The sequence below is a fragment of the Streptomyces camponoticapitis genome, from assembly GCF_014646115.1.
Classification (GTDB): domain Bacteria; phylum Actinomycetota; class Actinomycetes; order Streptomycetales; family Streptomycetaceae; genus Streptomyces; species Streptomyces camponoticapitis.
In genome coordinates this window covers 154,770-170,556 of sequence record NZ_BMMV01000003.1, presented here as the reverse complement: position 1 = coordinate 170,556, position 15,787 = coordinate 154,770, and the positions used below count along the sequence as shown (strand labels likewise).

Sequence of the window (15,787 nt, the reverse complement as noted above, 5' to 3'; positions counted from 1 at the left end):
GGGCACACAGGTGTTGCGCCCCAAGACCGGTCGTACGGCGGGTGATTCAGCGGCGGCGCTGGGCGGCGATGCTGTCGAGGAACGCGGCCTTGACTGCATTGTGGCGGGCGTCGGCGAGGGCGTTGTGGTGCCCGTCGGCCTGCTCGGGCAGGTCCACCGGCCGGATTCCGAGTCGCTTCGCCTCTGTCACCAGGTCGTCGGTCTGCATCGGGATGCCCGCCGGCAGGTTGCTCATCGGGCCGAAGAGCTGAGCCAGGGCGACGTGGTCGTACGCGCTGAAGTACGCCCAGAGCTGGGGGTCCGGTGTCGCGAGGACGAACTCCTTGACGAGGCGGGCGATCTGGGCACGGGGTCGCACGTCGGGGTGGGCGAGGTCGAGGCGGTCGAGGCCGCGCTGGCCGGGCAGGTTCCGGACGATCGGCAGGCTGGGCCAGACGTTGGCCATGAGCCAGCCGTGCCGGCGGACGGCGGCCTGGTCGAACTCGGCGGACACGGCGTAGAGCTCGCGGCCGTCCTCGGCGACCATGCCGATGCTGATCAGGTCGATGGTGCGGCCGTCGTCGAGGAACTCGGTGTCGAAGAAGATGCGCATGGTGCTGCTCCTCAGTGATTGCGGATGATGCCAGCGGTACGGGCCGCGGTGAGCCAGGTCCCGTATTCGCGGGTGATGCCGTCGTACAGGTCGGCATCCGAGGTGTTCAGCGGGTTGACGGCGTGGAAGAAGCTGGCGTTGTCGACGCTGCGACCGGTGAGGGTGTCGAGCCGCTGGAGGAAGCCGACGCTTTTGCCGAAGCCGACGAACGCGAAGAACAGCGGGGCGTGGCTCGCGCTGCGGAGCGCGGCTTCGGCGGCGTGTGCGCTGTCGGGGTCGCCGTCGGACTGGAAGATCACCAGGCCCGGGTCCGTGGCGCCGGAGGCCTTGTGTTCGCGGGTCGCGGCGCCGATCGCGGCCGGGTAGTTGGTGCTGCCCCAGTGGACGCGGGTGTGGGTGCGGTCGATGACGCCCTGGTAGTTGTCGAGACGGACGTCGTCCTGGACCACGGCGTGCGAGCCGAAGTAGATCAGCGGCACCGACCCGTCGTCGTCCAGGTTGGCGGACAGCCCGAGGGCCTGTTCGGCGAGGTGCTGGACGGCACCGGACTGGTAGTGCGGGTACATGCTGCCGGAGTGGTCGAGGACCAGGTAGACGGCGGCCTTGGTGCCGGTGAGACCGTGCTTCTGGAGGCTGTCGGCTGCTGTCTTGGTGAGGTTCACGAGGCCGCTGGGGACCTTGCTGACGTCGATCACGGGTGCTCCTGGGGGGTTGTCGGGGCGGGGAGTTGGTCGAGGGCGTCGCCGATCTGGTCGGCGATGAGGCGCCATCGGGTGGAGAGTTCGGGGGCGGTGTTCTCGCGGGCCTGCGCGGCCACCAGGAGTGCCTCGACGATCTCGGAGGCGTCGCGTGTGCCGCCGGGGAGTGTGAGGAGGCAGGCCATCAGTCGTCGTCGCAGTCGTCGTGGTGGCTGCTGTGTCCGCCGGAACTCCCCTTCTTCGGGGCGGGTGCCGGCTCCTGCTTCACGGGTTTCGGCTCTGCGGCCTTGCCGGGCTTCGAGTCGCCCGAGGTGCCGCCGGTGCTGCCGCCGTTGCTGTTGCTGGTGCCCGAGCTGCCCGAGCTGCTCGAACTGCCGGAGCGGGAGCCTCCACTCGAACCTCCGGACGTCTTCCCAGGAAGCGCCAGGGCGGCGACGGCCGGAGCCGCGGCCTCGATGTCGCAGTCGTCCCGGTCGGGCTCGTTGTCGCAGGCGGTGAGCAGAGCGACGGTCGTCAGGAACGCCGCGGCGAACGGGATGAGTCGCATGTCGGTGATCTCCGGTTCTAGAACGGGGGCTCGTTGGGTGTGCCGGTGGCCCAGGGGTCGTCCTGGGGCGGCTGCGTCGGGCGCGACCGCTGGGAAGATCCCTGCTGCGCCCCTCCACGCCCCTGGCCGCCGCTCTGCGCCCCATTCACGCTGTGTGCGTCCTTGGTCACGGTCGCGACGCTGAACGCCAACGAGGGGGCGATAGAGCGAATCAAGAGAGCGGCACGCGACTGCTTCTGACCGTCCTTCTCCCACGACTCCGTACGCAGCTCCCCGGTGACCAGCACCTCCATCCCCTTGGCCAAGGTCTCGGTCGCGTTCTCGGCCAGGCGCTCCCAGGCCGTACCGCGGATGAAGAGGACGTCGCCGTCCTCCCACTCCTGGGTCTGAGGGTTCTTCCGACGCGAGTTGAAGGCGAGGCTGATGGAGACGACGGCCTTCCCCGAGGCGGTGTATCGGGGTTCCGGGTCGGCGGTGAGGCGGCCGATCCCGGTCATGGTGGGCAGTGTCACGGTGCTGTTCCTTTGCGCGTAGACCGGCAGTAACCGGTGCTGGGCTGGTGTCTGTCTGGTTGGTTACTTGGTGGTAGGTCGGAATTGGTTTCGGGAGCGTCGTACGACCTTGGCTTCGACGAGGAGGCGGTAGACGAAGCCGTACGAGCGGCCTTGGGCGTACGGGAGGAGGCTGCGGATGGAGGCGCCGGCGTTGTAGCGCCTGGCGAGGTCGTCTCGGAGTTCGGCGCGGGCCGGGCCGTGGAGAGCTTCGGTCATCGGTGTCCGTCCGGGTTGATGGCGATCTGGAGTTGCTGGTCGTGGGCGTGCTGGGCGGCGTACGCGGCTTCGGCGGCGTGTGCGCGGGTGGGGTGGACGTCGGGGAGCGGGATGTTGTTGCCGCGGATGTGGGCGGTGCAGGGCTGGCCGGGGGTGGCGTGGCACTCGGGGCACGGGGTTGTCATGACCCAGGCGATTCGGCGGGCGTCGTGCGTACCGGAGCCGCGAGGCTTGCCGGTCTGCGGGTTGGTGCAGAGGTCACGGGGGGCGGCCTTGCACCAGGAGCAGCGGACTGCGAGCTGGGGGAAGCGGAGGCGGGCCATCAGGTGGCGTCCTCGTAGTCGGGCTGGGTGGTGTCGGCGGCGGCCCGAGCGGCGGAAGCCGCGATGCGTCGGGCCTGCTCGCGCTCCTCGTCGGCGGGGTCAATCGGGGGGAGGCCGGCGGCGGTCCGACGTGCGTCTTCGAGGCGGCCGGGGTGGACGTCGGTCATGCGGCGGCCGCCCGCGGTACAGGAGGCGCCGGGCATGGCCTGGCAGCGACGGCAGGAGATCGCGCGAGGGTTGACGACGCCTTCGCGGACGCGGGGCACCGCTTGGCCGACGGCGGCGCGGGCTGCCGCGGCTCGTCCGGCGTACGGGCCGGGCTCACCGGGCGGGAGGGCCAGGCGCTCGGCGGTGCCGAGGGCGACGGAGGGCGTGCGGGGCGGGATCTGGCCGTCGGCGGCGGCGCGGAGGAGGGCGCGTACGGAGCGCGCCGACTCAATGCCCGTCTCGCCCGGGTCCCCGTCGTAGACGACGTGCGCCAGCTCGATGCGCTCGGCTCGGCGCTCGCGGATCTCGGTGATGATCTCGGCGGGGCTGACGAAGGGCTGGCGGCGTGCGACCGCGAGGACGGCGGCGCGGGCGTCGGCGAGGTCGTACGGGGCGAGGAGTTCGCCCCAGACATCCGGGGTGAACTCGCCTACGCGCTGGGCGGGGCAGGCGGCGGAGACGTACTCCAGGAGCATGATCGCTTCGTCCTGGTTCACGGGGTGGGTCCTTCCTGCGCGGTACGTGCGGCGGCTCGGGCGCGGGCGCGGTCGAAGACGGTGGTTCCGCTGGCCGGGTCGAAGAGGTTGTTGCCGGGGGCCCGGCGGGCGGCTGGGGCGCCGGCGGGCATGGCGTTCATGACCTCGTTGACGACGCTGGGGAGGGTCGAGGGGTGGAGGCCCTTCTTCATCCAGGTGGCGATGCCGCGCCGGATGTCGTAGGGCTCGATGTGGTCCTCATCGAGGAGCACGCGGACCTGCTTGGCGACTTGGCCGATGACGGAGCTCGGCGGGCGTTTCGGGACGCGCTCCAGCCACTCGCCGACGATCACCTGCGCGGTGACGATCTCTGCCTCGATCTCCGGTTCGGGTTCCGCGTCGTCCTGACCGGCAGGTTCCGACGGGTCGTCACCGAACGAGAGAGGTCTTGTAGAGAGAGGAGAGAGAGTAGGCGTCCGGGATTCCCGGACACTGACGTCCGGGATTTCCGGACACTGAGACTCGTCAGTGTCCGGGTTTTCCGGACACTGGGATTCGGGGTCAGTGTCAGGAGTTTCCGGACGCTGAGATGGGTCAGTGTCCGGGAACTCCTGACACTGAGACGCTGCGTCAGTGTCCGGGAATCCCTGACTCTGAGACCGGTCAGTGTCCGCAGAATCCGGACCCTGAGCGTCGGTGTCAGCGTCCGGGATCTCCGGAGACTGAAGAGGGAGGATCCGGTACTTCGCGACGCCGTTCTTCTGGCCCGCGCTGATCCGCTCCAGGCACCCCTTCGAGATGAGGGCCTTGATCACTTCGTAGACCTGAGCGCGGGACACCTTCCCGCGTCGGAGCGTCTTCGGGGACTCGACGCTGGACCAGGTGATCCGCGTCGTGTCACGGGCGTCGTCCGCCAGCACCGCGAGGAACAGCTTCTCGCGATGCGTCAGCGTCTCCGGTGCGAAGTCCAGCACCTCGACGTACAGGCGGCTGCCCACGGAACTCCTCAGGTGGTGCGGGGGGTTGCGCGGCCGGCCAGAGCGACCGGCCGCGCGGGACCAGTGGCTAGCGGAGCGGGGCGCCATTCAGCACGGCCATCGGGACGTCGGAGTCGATGAGCGTCCGGATGTCACTGAAGGCGGCGGCGAGGACGTCTCCGGGGCGGTCGAGCTTGACGCCGAGCTTCAACTCCTCCTTGGCGAGGCTGTACTTGAAGCGCGCGTTCACGCTGTACGGCTCGGAGCCTTCGAAAGGGCGCAGGCCGAGCCTCAGCGTGGCCGGGATGACGATGTCGCCCTTGTGGCCAGCCTTCGCGCTGATCTCCTCGGTGTAGGAGAAGCGGCGCTGCCCGTTGTCGAGCCGCTGAGACGACTGGAACGCGGCGGACGTGGTGGCCTCGAACGACTCGGCCAGTTCCAGCATCGTCGCGGCGGAGGGCTCGACCAGGTCGAGGAGGTTGTCCTCGATGAACTCGGCGAAGTCCTTCTGCGGCATCAGCTGGTTGTCGACCTTGGTCCAGGCGAGCCAGGCCGGGGTGTGCCGGAGCTGGAGCTGGAGGCGGTGTCGGCCCCAGCGGGCGCCCTCCGCGGAGTGAGCGTCCAAGACCGCGGTGATGGTCCGCTGCTCGACGTCCGCGTACACCTCGGAGTCGTCGTCGCCGTGCTTCTCGAAGTACGCCACGAAGGAATCGACGTCGCGAACGATCGATGTGCCGGACTTCCGAGCGGGCACTCCGGTGTGCTCCGGGCCGGTGAGATCGATCTGGCGGTACTCGCCGCGCCCGAGGGCGACGACGTGGACCTTGCCGGGCTCCAGGGCCTTCGGCGCGACGGCGGCCTGGGCGACGTCGATGACGGCCTGGGCCTCGGTGTTGTTGCCGCTGAGGTTCATCAGTTGGCGCTCCTGAGCTGGGTCTTGGTGGCGGGGGTGTCGAGTTCGCGCAGACCGGTGATGACGGGCTGGCGGGGGTCAGACCGGGAGAGGTTGCCGTCGTCCGTGGCGAAGAAGATCGACTTCGGGCGCTCGGTCTTCGGGAGCTTCGCGGCGACCGAGTCCGTGACGGTGAGCGTCCGGCCGTCGGTACCGGCGATGGGCTTGATGTCGATTTTCAGGCTGATCGAGCCGCCCTTGCCGGTTTCCTTGATGGCCTCGATCAGGCCGTGGAGCTTCTCGGACAGCTCGTCGTGCAACTGGCCGCCGGACTGCTCCTGGAGGAACGCGGCGAACGGCCGGACGACCGTCTGCTCCGGCTCCTCGGCGGTGGTCTTGGTGGTCATGTGCGCCTTTCTAAAAGGGGGAGTTGGGGGGTTCGGGCTGGTGCGCGGCCGGTATGGGGAGGCACGGCCGCGCACCAGGTCTCAGTGGGGCGCCGTTGCGGCGAGGGCCGCGCGGGCACGGCGCCGGGCGAGGGTGTGCCTCTCGTCGCCGTCGAGGCCGCCGCGGATGCCGTGCCGTGAGTCGCGGCCACAGCCGCCCTCCTCGGCCAGCGCGGCGTCGAGGCACGCCTCGCGCACCGGGCAGTTCTCGCAGACGCGGCGGGCGTACAGGGTTGCTGCGATCGCGTCGACGGTGACGCTGCGCTCCTGGAACCAGTTGTCCCTGTCGGGACCGATGCACGCGGCCTCGGGGATCCACTCCGTGGTGTCGGTCATGAGGTGCCGTCCTCTCCGGCGGAGGTGTGCGCGTCAGGCCAGGCGGGAGCATCGGGGTACAGCTCGCGGCAGAGGGCGAGGTCCGGGTCGAGACCGCGCGCGGGGGCATCAACACCGGCCTGGACCGTGAGGAGCGATTCCATGTGCGGGTCGGCCGGCTGCGCGATGTCCTCGGTGAGCTCGACGTCGTCCTCGTCGCCCGGCATGCCAGCGGCGATGCGGACCAGGTTGATGCTGGCGGCGAGGCAGGCGAGCCACGCGATGATCCCGACCGTGAAGTACTCGGAGCCCGTCATGCCTCCACCGCCGTCACGTCGCGAACCCAGGCCAGTGCCGTGTTGTCGAGGCGCTCGCGGGCTCGGGTGACTGCGACGTACGCCAGCCGCCCCTCCTCGCGGCGAAGGATCACGAGCCCGCTCCGCTGGTCCGGCTTCGGCGCCCGGAAGTCGCTGTGAATCCGGACCTTCGGCCACTCCCGGCCCTTGGACCTGTGCGCCGTCGACACGACCAGGTCCGCGTGGTCCTCCGAGGCGAGCGCGTCGGCCGCCTCCACGATCCGGTCCGTACCGTGCTCATCGATGAGCTTCACGAGGACTTCGAGGCTGTTGTCTTCCTCGGCCGCGTACTCCCGTACGGAGTCCCAGGACGCGAAACCCATCAACTCCGGGTGGTCCGTGGGCTGCCCGGACTGGAGCGCTTCGGCCGCCCAGGCGAGGCGCTTGATGTCGCCGCCGCCGCCCACGAGCGCCGTCTTCCGCCCGGCCGACAGGGACTCCATCACGATCCCCATGGCACCGCTGTTGGTGCGGCAGAGGATCGCGTCGGGGTCGTCGATCGGCCCGACCGTGCTCTCGCACCGCTCGTAACCGGTAAGACGGAGCGGCGCGTCGATGACGTGCAACCACACGTTGGCCTGCTCGGCGATGGCTGGCCCGAACCGGAAGCTCTGACTGAGCGTCAGCTCCGGGGCTCCGAGCTCGCGCACGAACTGCTTCAGCGCGTCCTTGGCACCGCGCCACTCGTAGATGGCCTGCGAGCTGTCGCCGACCGCGATGCGCTGCGCGTGCTCCTGGTCCAGGAGGACGCGGGCGAGGACGTCGTTGGTGTCCTGCGCCTCGTCGAGGAGCACGACGTCCGTCGGCAGCTTCGGCCCGGAGAGGGCCCACATCTTCAGGTAGTGGTCGTGCGACATCTTGAGGACGCCGTCCTCGGCAAGCAGGTCGGTCCACGCTGCTCGGGCGACGGGGAGGACCAGGGCGAGGAGCGCGGCGCGCGGCTCGGGCCGGGTGAGGCCGTCGTACTGCGGGACGTGCCGGGCCTCGATCTCGGGGTCCGCGGACTGGCACCAGCGTTCTACGGTGTCGAGCGCGACCCGCATGATGATCTTGTACGTCATGGCCTTCAGCGGCCCGAGGTCCGTCGCGATGGACGGAGTCGAGCCGATGACGCCGAGGATGCGCTTGACGTCCAGGGCCTGGGCGGCGACGTGCGCGGTCTGGCGCGGCCGGTTCAGGCGCGGCAGGTGACGCGGGTCGAACGCCAGGCCGTGGCCGGTCTTCGCGACCACGTTCTGCGGGAAGCTGCGCTTGGCGTCGCTCGCGATCGCCTTGTTGTACGCGACGTACGTCATCAGGCGACGCCGGTCGGAGCGGGCGATCATCTTGAGCGTGCTCGACTTGCCGCATCCTGCGCCGGCCTGGAGTACGCAGTCGATGCCGTCGCCGTACGTGGCAATCGCTTCTCGCTGCTCTGGAGTTGGGTCCACCACTGTGGTGCTCCTCCTTTCTGGGTGGTGCGGGGCCCGGCCGGGGGGTGGACGGCCAGGCCCCGCGGTGTGGTGGACCGTCAGACGGTGGCGGGCTCGCGGTCGCGGGCCTGGGCCTTCGTCAGGAGCTCGTTCAGGTACGCCTTGAAGCGCTCGGGGCCGTCGGCCGTGCCCTCGAACTCGACGACCGCCTCGACAACCAGCGACGCCTCGCCGAAGGTGAGCTCGTTCTGAGTGCTGATCCGGCGGCCGATGAGCAGGCCGATTGCCTTGAGGCGCCGCTCGCGGTCGTCGGCGATCCCGAGCTCCTTGAAGGAGGCGAAGATCTTCCGCATCTGCGGGCTGGTCGCCAGTCCGGAGGCAGAGGCCTCGGGCTTGCCCGGAGCCGACTCCTCCGAAGGGGGATCGACGAGCTCTCGGAACGCGCTCTCCTCGACCTCGGGATGTCCCGACTCCATCGCGGCGCGGAGCCCCCGTTCCCGCGTCTCGCTGGGCGTCTCGGGCGTCACCGCGGGCGATGTCGTCGCCTCGGCGGAAGACTCGGCGGGCTTGAGGGCCGTGCCGCGCTCCTTGATGAGGTCGCCCAGCGTCGTCGTCTCGCCCGACTCAAGGGCCCGGGGCACCCCCAACCACTTCCCGGTGTCCGCCCGGCGGTAGAGGTCGAGCGCACCGGAGTACGTCAATGCCTCGTCGCCCAAGAGCCCGGTGACGATGTCGCCCAGGCGTTCCTGGAGCAGCGCGGCGATGGTGGTCGGGGTGCCGGTGCCCGGGTGCAGGAGCCCGGTCTGCATCAGGCGCCGGCGGGCGGCGTCCCCCTGGAGCTGAAGCACGCCGTCGAGCGTGAGATCGGCGTTGGCGATTCCGTCGACGATGACTGTCACGGGGTCGACGCCCTGACCGAGCTGCTCCAGGATCGTCTCTGCGAGCTCCGGGCCAGGGTGATGGACCGACAGGTCATCGAGACCGTCGTACCGGGTCTTGGTGACTGTGCCGGTGCCCTTGACCATGTCGATGATGACGTCGAACTCGTACTCGGCGCCCTCACGCTGGATCGTCTTGACGCCGACCTTCGTGACGGTCTTGCCCTGCATGTCGTAGTCGTTCTTTGTGCGCATCGTCACGATGACGTGGCCAGGGAAGCCGAGGAGAGCGTCGAGCATTTCCTGCTCCAGGTCGTTGACCGGAGCCCACGCGGTGTACGAGCCGCCGTAGTGACCGGGCTTCTTCGACTCCTGGTCGACGCGAGCGAGGAGGCCGCCCTTGCCCGCCCAAAAGTGGGACCACGAGTCCACGATGAGCACGGCGATCCCGGCGTCCTCGGCGGCGCGGACGGCCGCGATGAAGTTCTCCGGGCTGCACACGGTCATCGGCATGTGCCCGAAAGCGTGGCCGCCGAGGTGGGGCTTGCCGGGGACCGGGGCGTATTTGAGTGCGCTCTCACGCTCGGTGTCGATGAGCCCGATCTGCCCGCCGTCGGCGAGCTTCTCGGCCATGCGCAGGGCCGACTTGGTTTTGCCGGAGCCGCCGGGGCCTTGAAGACCGATGCGGGCCTTGGCGGTCTCGCGGGTCGCCGGGGCGAAGGTGAAGGTGGTCATGTGGTGCTCCCGGTGTTGCGCTGTGCGGGGATGGTGGTGCTGGGGCCGGCGGCGGCCGTGGTGATCCAGTCGGCGCCGCGACACATCGCGCCGAACTGCGCCTTCTTCCGCCGGTGGATGGCCCGGCTGTCGGCCGGTGCGGGCGCGTACTGCTCGGCGGCGTGGACCCGGAGGGCAGTGCCCAGTTCGGTGCCGGTGTCCTGCCGCAGGTCGGCGAGGACGCGGGCGGCCTCGTTGGGTGTCATGCCGCCCCGGACGAGGCCCTGGTAGGCACGGGTGTAGGCGCTCACTCGTCCTCACCGGCCTCGGCCGCGTTGCGGGCGTCGTCCTCTGCGTCGAACCGTGCCTCGTCCGCCTGGTCCATCTCGCGGAGTTCGTCGCCGGTGAAGAGGTCGGCGGTGGTCATCTCGTCGGCGTCCGGGTCGTACGTCGAAGCGACCTCGATCGGTGTCACGACGTAGCCCGTGGGCTGCTCGTCAGAGCCGTCGACGGCGGCAACCAGCTCCCAGGGGTCCAGAGGTTCGGATTCGTCGCCGATCCAGTCCAGGTCGAGCGTCACGTGCGCCGGATTGTCGAACCTGAGCGCCGTCTCGCAATGCGCTCGTGCCGCCTCAGTTGTCGTGTACCAGCCCAGCGGGATTGGCTGGCCAGGTGGCTCGTAGACCGCCCGGTAGACGATCAGCGGAGTGGACTCGCCCTCGCGGGTGTCGTTTTCCACCCCCGCCGCGGTTTCCAGCTCGGCGACGCGGGCAATCAGCCACTCGACGGCCGGCGTCAGCGTCTCGCCCAGCTCCATCGGCACTCGGCGCGGCTGGCCGTTCGGAGAGAGGGCACCCCGCATGTTGGTCGCGTCGTTCTGGAGGGCGACCAGCCGACCGCGACGGCGCTCGCGCTGCGCCTCCAGCTCGGCGACGGTGGCTTTGAGTACTGCCACTTCGGTCTGAAGGCCGCGCGCGATCGGGTCACGGCGGATGTGGTCCTGGCGGTGAGCGTCGGCGAGCTGGTCGCGGTGCTCGTCGACCCCGAGCCACTCGCGCAGCTTCGCCTTCGAGGCCGCGTCGGTGTCTGCCCACACGGCGCTTGTGTAGTAGCCGTGGGCCTGGTCCAGGACCTCGCCCCATGCCTGGTCGCGCATGGTCTCGTAGAAGTGGGCAGGCAGCATGTAGGAGACGCGGACGACGTCGGGCACGGTGACGTACACCTGCGTCTGCCGGTCGCCCGGGTGCGCCAGGTCGTAGTGGTCGAGGCTGATGCGGACGCGGATCTCGTCCTGCTCCGGGGGCATCGCGGTGCTCATGCCGACACCTCCGCACCGGCAGCGACCTGGGGGGCCTCGCGCACGGTCGGCACGGGCAGCTGCTCGCGCACGGCCACCAGCGGACCCACGTGGTACACCACGTTCGACAGCGGAACCGGGGCGGCCGACGGGTCTACGCCACGCATCGACAGCATCGGCATCCCGTCCGTACGCGTGCTGTGGAAGTCCCACACCGCGCCGGACGAGTCGCGCTGAGGGAGCGCCAGGTCGTACAGCTGGCCCCCGTGCCGGTACGGCATCCTCGCCGCAGCCGTGAACCTCGCCTCGACCTGCGGAGCGTCGTACGCGAGGACGCTGACGGAAACACCGTCACGGTGCCCCTCACCGCAATACGCGTAGGGGAGAGTCTGCGGAACGTCCACGGTGATTCCGAGGTACGTGCGCCAGGAAGCCCACTGTCCAGCCTCGGTGACCTGCACAGATACAAGGAGCCGATCGCCGTCCGTACGGACGCTCATCAAGCCGGTGCCCTCCGCGCACTCCCGCTCGATCTTCTCGGCAAGCACCGTCGCCCTGGCGCACGAGGCATCCCAGGCAGCCGTCTGCTGCTCCAGCTCGGTCACCGGCCGTACGGCGGCCGTGGCCTGGCGAGTCCAGGTCCCGGTCGCCGAGTGCTTACGCAGGACAATCCCAGCCGTGGCGAACCGGTCGGCCAGGAGGCCGGCCTTGTTGAGCGCCTGCGCGAGGGCATTCGCGGCGTCCGGCGTGAAACCGGTGACCTCGCGAATCGTGGCGATGACGTGGGGAATGTTCTTGTTCATGCCACACCTCGCATGTCGATCAGCGAGTGCTGAAGGTTCTGCATGGCGCGCAAGGTCATCGTTTTGACAGCGCCGGTCGTCGTGTTCAGCGCGGCGGCCGTCTCAGTGATCGAGCGCTCTTCCAGGTACCGGAGTCGGATCACGGTCGCCTGACGCGTGTTGAGGCGGGCCACGGCCGTCCGGACGATCTCGCGCACGTCAGACTTGGCCAGGGTGTCGAGGGCGACGTCAGCAGAATCCCCGACCATCTGGTCCATGTCGCGCATTTCGCCGGTGGGCCACTCCAGCCGGAACCGGCTCGACTTGTAGTAGTCGGCGACGATGTTCCGGGCGATCGTGACCAGCCAGGCCCCGATGTCGCGGCCCTGCCAGCTGAAGGTGGAGATGCGACGCAGTGCGCGGAGGAACGTCTCCGACGTCAGGTCTTCCGCGAGGTGCCGGTCACGGACGCGGAACATGATGTACCGGGACACCGTCTCGTGGTGCTCGTTGTACAGCGCGGCAAATGCCTTGCTGTCGCCGGTGCGGGCGAGACGGAGGATCTCCGGCTCGGCCACTCCCGGCTGCTGGATCTTGGGGCTAGCCTGTGGTTTCAAGGCCCGCCTCCTGTTCTGTTCGGGTGGTGTGTGGTCGGTCGGGGTCGCCTGGTGCTGGCGTGCGGGGCGACCCCGCGCATGTGTCAGGCAGAGGTGCGCTCGGGGCGCAGGCCGTCGACGACGGCGTACGGGTCGAACCGGCGGGCGCGGCCCGCGTAAATCAGGCCCGGCCATTCCGGATTCATCCGGATCTGCCGGTCGATCCACGTCGACGACTTCTTGAGAAACCGTGCGAGCTCCTGCTGGTCCATAAGGCGGTCCGGCAGCGGCGATCGACTCGCCAGAATCCGCGTTCCACGTGTGGATGTGGATTCAGTGAGCGTGAAATTAACGACCTCGAAGAGAGCGTCAACCTCCACTTCGAGTGCCTTGGCGATGAGCTCGGCCGTGCGGTCGCTGCAATTTTCGCGAGCGGAACGGCCCTTGCCGACGGTGAAGCCGATGAGTGTCTTACTCAGGCCCGTCTTGGCTGCGAGGGTGGGAATGTCCAGGCCGGCCGCTGCCATCGCGGCCCGGAGGGGCACTCCCTTGTCCAATCGGCGCATGGTGAACCTCGGTTACTGCGGGGTCCCTGTGATCCCGCAATCCACAATCTACATGTGGATGTGGATTGAGGCAACGGTCTGTGCGGCATGTCCGGTTGATCGTCATGCGGGGGCGCACAGGGGCGCGTGTAGACCGAGAGGCGTGCTGCGGCCAGTCCCCCGAAGGGGCCCGCACAATCCACGTTCTACTTGCGGATGTAGACCCGCATGCCCGATCCTCTTCTCTGTGACCACCGGCCAGCACGACCCCAACACCGAGGGCCCCACGCCCAACGGTGAGGATCTGCCTGCGCTACTCCTCCGTCTCCTTGCCGAGACGGGGCGCGAGCAGAAGGAGCTGGCGACCCAGACGGGCATCAACTACTCGCGCCTCAACAGCTGGCTGACACGTACGCGCGGTACATCGCGCATCAAGATGGACGACCTCCGGCTTCTCGCGGACGCCCTGCGTGGCTGGGGCGCGGATGTAACTCCACGACAGATGGTCGAGGCCAGTGGCCGACCGGTTCCCGGGCCGGCGGTCGAGGAGCGTGAGCGGAAGCTTCTCGATATCTATCGGAGCCTTCCTGTTCAGGGGCAGCGCGCGCTGATTCAGCATGCGGAGCTGCTGCGCGGAACCATGGGTTCGGGGAAATAGTAAGGGTTGCCTAAGTATGTCTGGATTTTGGTGGCAATTCGCTGAATGGAAGGAGCTTTCAACTAAAAATCCGAACCTGTCTCCACAAGACGCACACAGGCGTAATCTCCAATTCCCGCTGTCTTCCCGCTGCGGTTTCCAGCCATCGTGATCTCTGGGGGGACACCTGTGTGCATGCTCATCGCCGTGGTTGATGGCCAGAACGAGACCGCAGTCTGGGACCCGGACGAGATCACCATCTCCGTCCAACGGGGCACCCACCCACACGACCTGATCATGGAACTGCGCGCACTCCTGTCCGACCTCGGCGCCCCGACCACCGGCGCCGGCCTCCGCTGCTTCTGCGGTGACCCGATCGAGCTCCCCACCGAGCCCGACCTCCCGCACAGCACCACCGGCGCACCCACACCCTGATCAGGCAGGTACAACGTGGTGCGTACGCCAACGAAGAAGACGACCCGACAGACCAACAATCCGCGGCCCAGCCCGTCAATGAAATGCGGCTGCCCGCCATGCCTCAGGAAGTACCCGGGGAACCGGCCGCCTGCCACGGAGCACACCGGCTCGTGGGAGGCCCGCTACACAGCACCGGGCGGAAAGCCCCTCAGCAAGCTCAAGCCGTCCTATGACGAAGCCGTCGCCTTCCTCGAGGAGACGCGCACCATGATCCGCAAACGGGAGTGGATCGACCCCTCCCGCAGCGAGATCACCTTGTGCGTCTGGCACCGTATTTGGTGGCCGACGCAGACGGGGGAGGAGATCACGCTCCAGCGCGACCACGGCGCATACACGAACCACATCGCTCCCAAGTTCGGGTCGCTGGCGCTGTACGAGCTCGACTGGCTCGGCATCCAGACGTGGGTGAACGAGCTGCACGACAAGAACGGCGGTCCGCTGGCGGCGTCGTCGGTGACGAAGGTCTTCCAGGTCCTGGACAGGATGCTGGAAGCCGCCCGGCGGGACAGGCGTGTCCCCTATAACCCGGCGGAGGGCATCAAGCTCCCGCCGATTCCCCCGAAGCACCCGGAGGAGAAGCGCCCGCCGACGTACGCCCAGCTCTGGCTCGTCCGCGCCAACCTGCCGAAGCACATGCACGCCTTGCAGATCCTCGCGCAGGAAACGGGCCTTAGATTCGGGGAGCTGGCCGGGCTGCGATGGTGCCGCGTCGACCTGGAGGCCCGCATGCTCCACGTCCGCGAAGTCCTCATCGAGCCGAGGGGCAAGGTCAAGCGGAAGAAGTACCCGAAGAGCTACGCGGGAATGCGCACCGTACCGCTGACCGGTCTGGCTGCACGGGTACTCCGTGACCTCCTGGACCAGGAGCCCGGAGCAAGCTTCGCGGTGTCCGAGCCGGACGACGGCATGCGCGAGGAGGAGCTCGTCTTCCACGGACGCAACCGGATGAACCGGGAGGGCAAGCCGCATCGGTCGCCGGTCCGCCGCTCCGGTGTGCACCGGGCGTGGGTCAAGGCGATCCAGCGGGCCGGAGTCGCCCGACCGACGGTCAAGGTCGTCACGGTCCAGGAGATGAACGACGCGACAGGGCGACCGCGCGCGGTGGAGAAGAAGAGGACGGACTGGTGGCCGGAGTGGCGGGACCAGCGGGACGCCTTCGCCTCACGCCTCCATGCTCTCGGGATGCCCGAGGTCCTGGTCCAGGAGGTCCTCGGGCATGAGCGCGGAGCTGCGGTGACATGGCTCTACACGCACGCGGCGGCGAACGTGGCCGGCCAGGTCCTGGCTGCGCTGGAGGACAAGAAGAGGGGGCAGGGTCAGCGCCTGCGGCTGGTGGCGTGAGCTCCCCCAGGACTCCCCCAGAATTCCCCCAGCGGGTACCCGTGCTGGCCCGTGTAGAGGGTGTGCCGGTCCGTGTAGAGCGATGTAGACGCTGGTCAGAGCCGCACAGCGCTGACCAGGGGAGCAGGCGGACTTAGACGAGAGTCCTGATAAGGATGAGGCCACAGGTTCAAATCCTGTTAGCCCCACAGCAGTTGGATCGCAGGTCGGAAGCCCGGCAGCTCTCAGGAGTTGCCGGGCTTTCCTCATGTCCGGCTCGGTATCCCGTTATTGCCCCGTGACGTGCCGATATTCATGGCGTGCGAATCCCAGGACGTCCGGAGCGAGGGCCCAATGCGCTGGTTGGGCCTGGGGTTGGGCCTTGGGGCCCATGCCGGGTGACCTGGTGCCGCCGTATGTTTCTCATGTCGCCAGCGAGACCGGCCGGGAGGAGGCCGAGAACGCGGGGGACATCACAGACTCGCACGAGTCGGCCGGAGTCGGCCGGCCGACACACAAGGGGAAGTCTC

The 15,787-nt window shown here is 68.8% G+C and carries 23 protein-coding genes; 3 read left to right on the top strand and 20 right to left on the bottom strand.

Features of this window, described 5'->3' with window-relative positions; genetic code table 11:
* Nucleotides 1-46 precede the first annotated feature (46 nt).
* The 20 genes from IEY79_RS05760 to IEY79_RS05665 form a co-directional block, all read right to left on the bottom strand.
* The gene (locus IEY79_RS05760) at nt 47-592 is read right to left on the bottom strand and encodes a 3'-5' exoribonuclease domain-containing protein (protein ID WP_189106202.1); all 546 of its coding nucleotides are present in this window, start codon (nt 590-592) and stop codon (nt 47-49) included.
* An 11-nt stretch (nt 593-603) separates the two neighbouring features.
* Nucleotides 604-1,287: a VWA domain-containing protein gene (locus tag IEY79_RS05755; protein WP_229700675.1), complete on the bottom strand. Its 684-nt coding sequence runs from the start codon at nt 1,285-1,287 to the stop codon at nt 604-606.
* Nucleotides 1,284-1,475, bottom strand: coding sequence for a hypothetical protein (locus tag IEY79_RS05750; RefSeq protein WP_189106200.1), 192 nt, complete (start codon nt 1,473-1,475; stop codon nt 1,284-1,286). The genes IEY79_RS05755 and IEY79_RS05750 overlap by 4 nt, the downstream gene beginning before the upstream one ends.
* Entirely contained in the window at nt 1,475-1,837 is a 363-nt protein-coding gene (locus IEY79_RS05745; protein WP_189106199.1) for a hypothetical protein, read from the bottom strand. Before IEY79_RS05745 ends, IEY79_RS05750 begins: the two co-directional genes overlap by 1 nt.
* 17 nt (nt 1,838-1,854) lie before the next feature.
* Nucleotides 1,855-2,349, bottom strand: coding sequence for a single-stranded DNA-binding protein (ssb, locus tag IEY79_RS05740; protein WP_189106198.1), 495 nt, complete (start codon nt 2,347-2,349; stop codon nt 1,855-1,857).
* A 63-nt stretch (nt 2,350-2,412) separates the two neighbouring features.
* Nucleotides 2,413-2,607 carry a helix-turn-helix domain-containing protein gene (locus IEY79_RS05735; protein WP_189106197.1) on the bottom strand — a complete coding sequence of 65 codons (195 nt, stop codon included), beginning with the start codon at nt 2,605-2,607 and terminating at the stop codon, nt 2,413-2,415.
* Entirely contained in the window at nt 2,604-2,930 is a 327-nt protein-coding gene (locus IEY79_RS05730; protein ID WP_189106196.1) for a zinc finger domain-containing protein, read from the bottom strand. Before IEY79_RS05730 ends, IEY79_RS05735 begins: the two co-directional genes overlap by 4 nt.
* A complete protein-coding gene (locus IEY79_RS05725; RefSeq protein WP_189106195.1) occupies nt 2,930-3,634 on the bottom strand; it encodes a zinc finger domain-containing protein in 705 nt (234 codons plus the stop codon). Before IEY79_RS05725 ends, IEY79_RS05730 begins: the two co-directional genes overlap by 1 nt.
* Nucleotides 3,631-4,611, bottom strand: a complete 981-nt coding sequence (locus IEY79_RS05720) for a hypothetical protein (RefSeq protein ID WP_189106194.1) — start codon at nt 4,609-4,611, stop codon at nt 3,631-3,633. Before IEY79_RS05720 ends, IEY79_RS05725 begins: the two co-directional genes overlap by 4 nt.
* Nucleotides 4,612-4,678: 67 nt before the next feature.
* A complete protein-coding gene (locus IEY79_RS05715) occupies nt 4,679-5,503 on the bottom strand; it encodes a DUF2303 family protein (protein ID WP_189106193.1) in 825 nt (274 codons plus the stop codon).
* On the bottom strand, nt 5,503-5,889 hold the full coding sequence (locus IEY79_RS05710; RefSeq protein ID WP_189106192.1) for a YfdP family phage-associated protein: 387 nt from the start codon (nt 5,887-5,889) through the stop codon (nt 5,503-5,505). The genes IEY79_RS05715 and IEY79_RS05710 overlap by 1 nt, the downstream gene beginning before the upstream one ends.
* 81 nt (nt 5,890-5,970) lie before the next feature.
* Nucleotides 5,971-6,264, bottom strand: a complete 294-nt coding sequence (locus IEY79_RS05705) for a WhiB family transcriptional regulator (RefSeq protein WP_189106191.1) — start codon at nt 6,262-6,264, stop codon at nt 5,971-5,973.
* A complete protein-coding gene (locus IEY79_RS05700; RefSeq protein ID WP_189106190.1) occupies nt 6,261-6,560 on the bottom strand; it encodes a hypothetical protein in 300 nt (99 codons plus the stop codon). The genes IEY79_RS05705 and IEY79_RS05700 overlap by 4 nt, the downstream gene beginning before the upstream one ends.
* A complete protein-coding gene (locus IEY79_RS05695; protein ID WP_229700674.1) occupies nt 6,557-8,029 on the bottom strand; it encodes a UvrD-helicase domain-containing protein in 1,473 nt (490 codons plus the stop codon). Before IEY79_RS05695 ends, IEY79_RS05700 begins: the two co-directional genes overlap by 4 nt.
* Nucleotides 8,030-8,109: 80 nt before the next feature.
* Nucleotides 8,110-9,624, bottom strand: coding sequence for an AAA family ATPase (locus IEY79_RS05690; RefSeq protein ID WP_189106188.1), 1,515 nt, complete (start codon nt 9,622-9,624; stop codon nt 8,110-8,112).
* Nucleotides 9,621-9,914 carry a hypothetical protein gene (locus IEY79_RS05685; protein ID WP_189106187.1) on the bottom strand — a complete coding sequence of 98 codons (294 nt, stop codon included), beginning with the start codon at nt 9,912-9,914 and terminating at the stop codon, nt 9,621-9,623. The genes IEY79_RS05690 and IEY79_RS05685 overlap by 4 nt, the downstream gene beginning before the upstream one ends.
* Complete coding sequence (locus IEY79_RS05680) at nt 9,911-10,921, bottom strand: hypothetical protein (protein WP_189106456.1); 1,011 nt, start codon at nt 10,919-10,921, stop codon at nt 9,911-9,913. The genes IEY79_RS05685 and IEY79_RS05680 overlap by 4 nt, the downstream gene beginning before the upstream one ends.
* Nucleotides 10,918-11,703 carry a BN159_2729 family protein gene (locus IEY79_RS05675; protein ID WP_189106186.1) on the bottom strand — a complete coding sequence of 262 codons (786 nt, stop codon included), beginning with the start codon at nt 11,701-11,703 and terminating at the stop codon, nt 10,918-10,920. Before IEY79_RS05675 ends, IEY79_RS05680 begins: the two co-directional genes overlap by 4 nt.
* Nucleotides 11,700-12,260, bottom strand: coding sequence for a sigma-70 family RNA polymerase sigma factor (locus IEY79_RS05670; RefSeq protein WP_189106185.1), 561 nt, complete (start codon nt 12,258-12,260; stop codon nt 11,700-11,702). Before IEY79_RS05670 ends, IEY79_RS05675 begins: the two co-directional genes overlap by 4 nt.
* Nucleotides 12,261-12,382: 122 nt before the next feature.
* A complete protein-coding gene (locus tag IEY79_RS05665; protein WP_189106184.1) occupies nt 12,383-12,835 on the bottom strand; it encodes a hypothetical protein in 453 nt (150 codons plus the stop codon).
* A 235-nt stretch (nt 12,836-13,070) separates the two neighbouring features.
* On the opposite strand from IEY79_RS05665, the gene IEY79_RS05660 reads away from it, so the two are divergent.
* The 3 genes from IEY79_RS05660 to IEY79_RS05650 all read left to right on the top strand — a co-directional run bounded on the left by IEY79_RS05660 (nt 13,071) and on the right by IEY79_RS05650 (nt 15,278).
* Complete coding sequence (locus IEY79_RS05660; RefSeq protein ID WP_229700673.1) at nt 13,071-13,481, top strand: helix-turn-helix domain-containing protein; 411 nt, start codon at nt 13,071-13,073, stop codon at nt 13,479-13,481.
* A gap of 186 nt (nt 13,482-13,667) precedes the next feature.
* Entirely contained in the window at nt 13,668-13,895 is a 228-nt protein-coding gene (locus tag IEY79_RS05655; RefSeq protein WP_229700672.1) for a hypothetical protein, read from the top strand.
* Nucleotides 13,896-14,144: 249 nt separating this feature from the next.
* Nucleotides 14,145-15,278 (top strand): tyrosine-type recombinase/integrase, encoded by a 1,134-nt coding sequence (locus IEY79_RS05650; RefSeq protein ID WP_189106182.1) that lies wholly within the window; start codon nt 14,145-14,147, stop codon nt 15,276-15,278.
* The last annotated feature ends 509 nt before the right edge of the window (nt 15,279-15,787 follow it).

Bases quoted from the DNA above. Each gene is read 5' to 3' on its own strand.
- IEY79_RS05705 (WP_189106191.1), bottom strand. From the start codon at position 6,264: ATGACCGACACCACGGAGTGGATCCCCGAGGCCGCGTGCATCGGTCCC.
- IEY79_RS05675 (WP_189106186.1), bottom strand. From the start codon at position 11,703: ATGAACAAGAACATTCCCCACGTCATCGCCACGATTCGCGAGGTCACC.
- IEY79_RS05700 (WP_189106190.1), bottom strand. From the start codon at position 6,560: ATGACGGGCTCCGAGTACTTCACGGTCGGGATCATCGCGTGGCTCGCC.
- IEY79_RS05715 (WP_189106193.1), bottom strand. From the start codon at position 5,503: ATGAACCTCAGCGGCAACAACACCGAGGCCCAGGCCGTCATCGACGTC.
- IEY79_RS05735 (WP_189106197.1), bottom strand. From the start codon at position 2,607: ATGACCGAAGCTCTCCACGGCCCGGCCCGCGCCGAACTCCGAGACGAC.
- IEY79_RS05760 (WP_189106202.1), bottom strand. From the start codon at position 592: ATGCGCATCTTCTTCGACACCGAGTTCCTCGACGACGGCCGCACCATC.
- IEY79_RS05745 (WP_189106199.1), bottom strand. From the start codon at position 1,837: ATGCGACTCATCCCGTTCGCCGCGGCGTTCCTGACGACCGTCGCTCTG.
- IEY79_RS05750 (WP_189106200.1), bottom strand. From the start codon at position 1,475: ATGGCCTGCCTCCTCACACTCCCCGGCGGCACACGCGACGCCTCCGAG.
- IEY79_RS05730 (WP_189106196.1), bottom strand. From the start codon at position 2,930: ATGGCCCGCCTCCGCTTCCCCCAGCTCGCAGTCCGCTGCTCCTGGTGC.
- IEY79_RS05650 (WP_189106182.1), top strand. From the start codon at position 14,145: ATGATCCGCAAACGGGAGTGGATCGACCCCTCCCGCAGCGAGATCACC.
- IEY79_RS05710 (WP_189106192.1), bottom strand. From the start codon at position 5,889: ATGACCACCAAGACCACCGCCGAGGAGCCGGAGCAGACGGTCGTCCGG.
- IEY79_RS05690 (WP_189106188.1), bottom strand. From the start codon at position 9,624: ATGACCACCTTCACCTTCGCCCCGGCGACCCGCGAGACCGCCAAGGCC.
- IEY79_RS05680 (WP_189106456.1), bottom strand. From the start codon at position 10,921: ATGAGCACCGCGATGCCCCCGGAGCAGGACGAGATCCGCGTCCGCATC.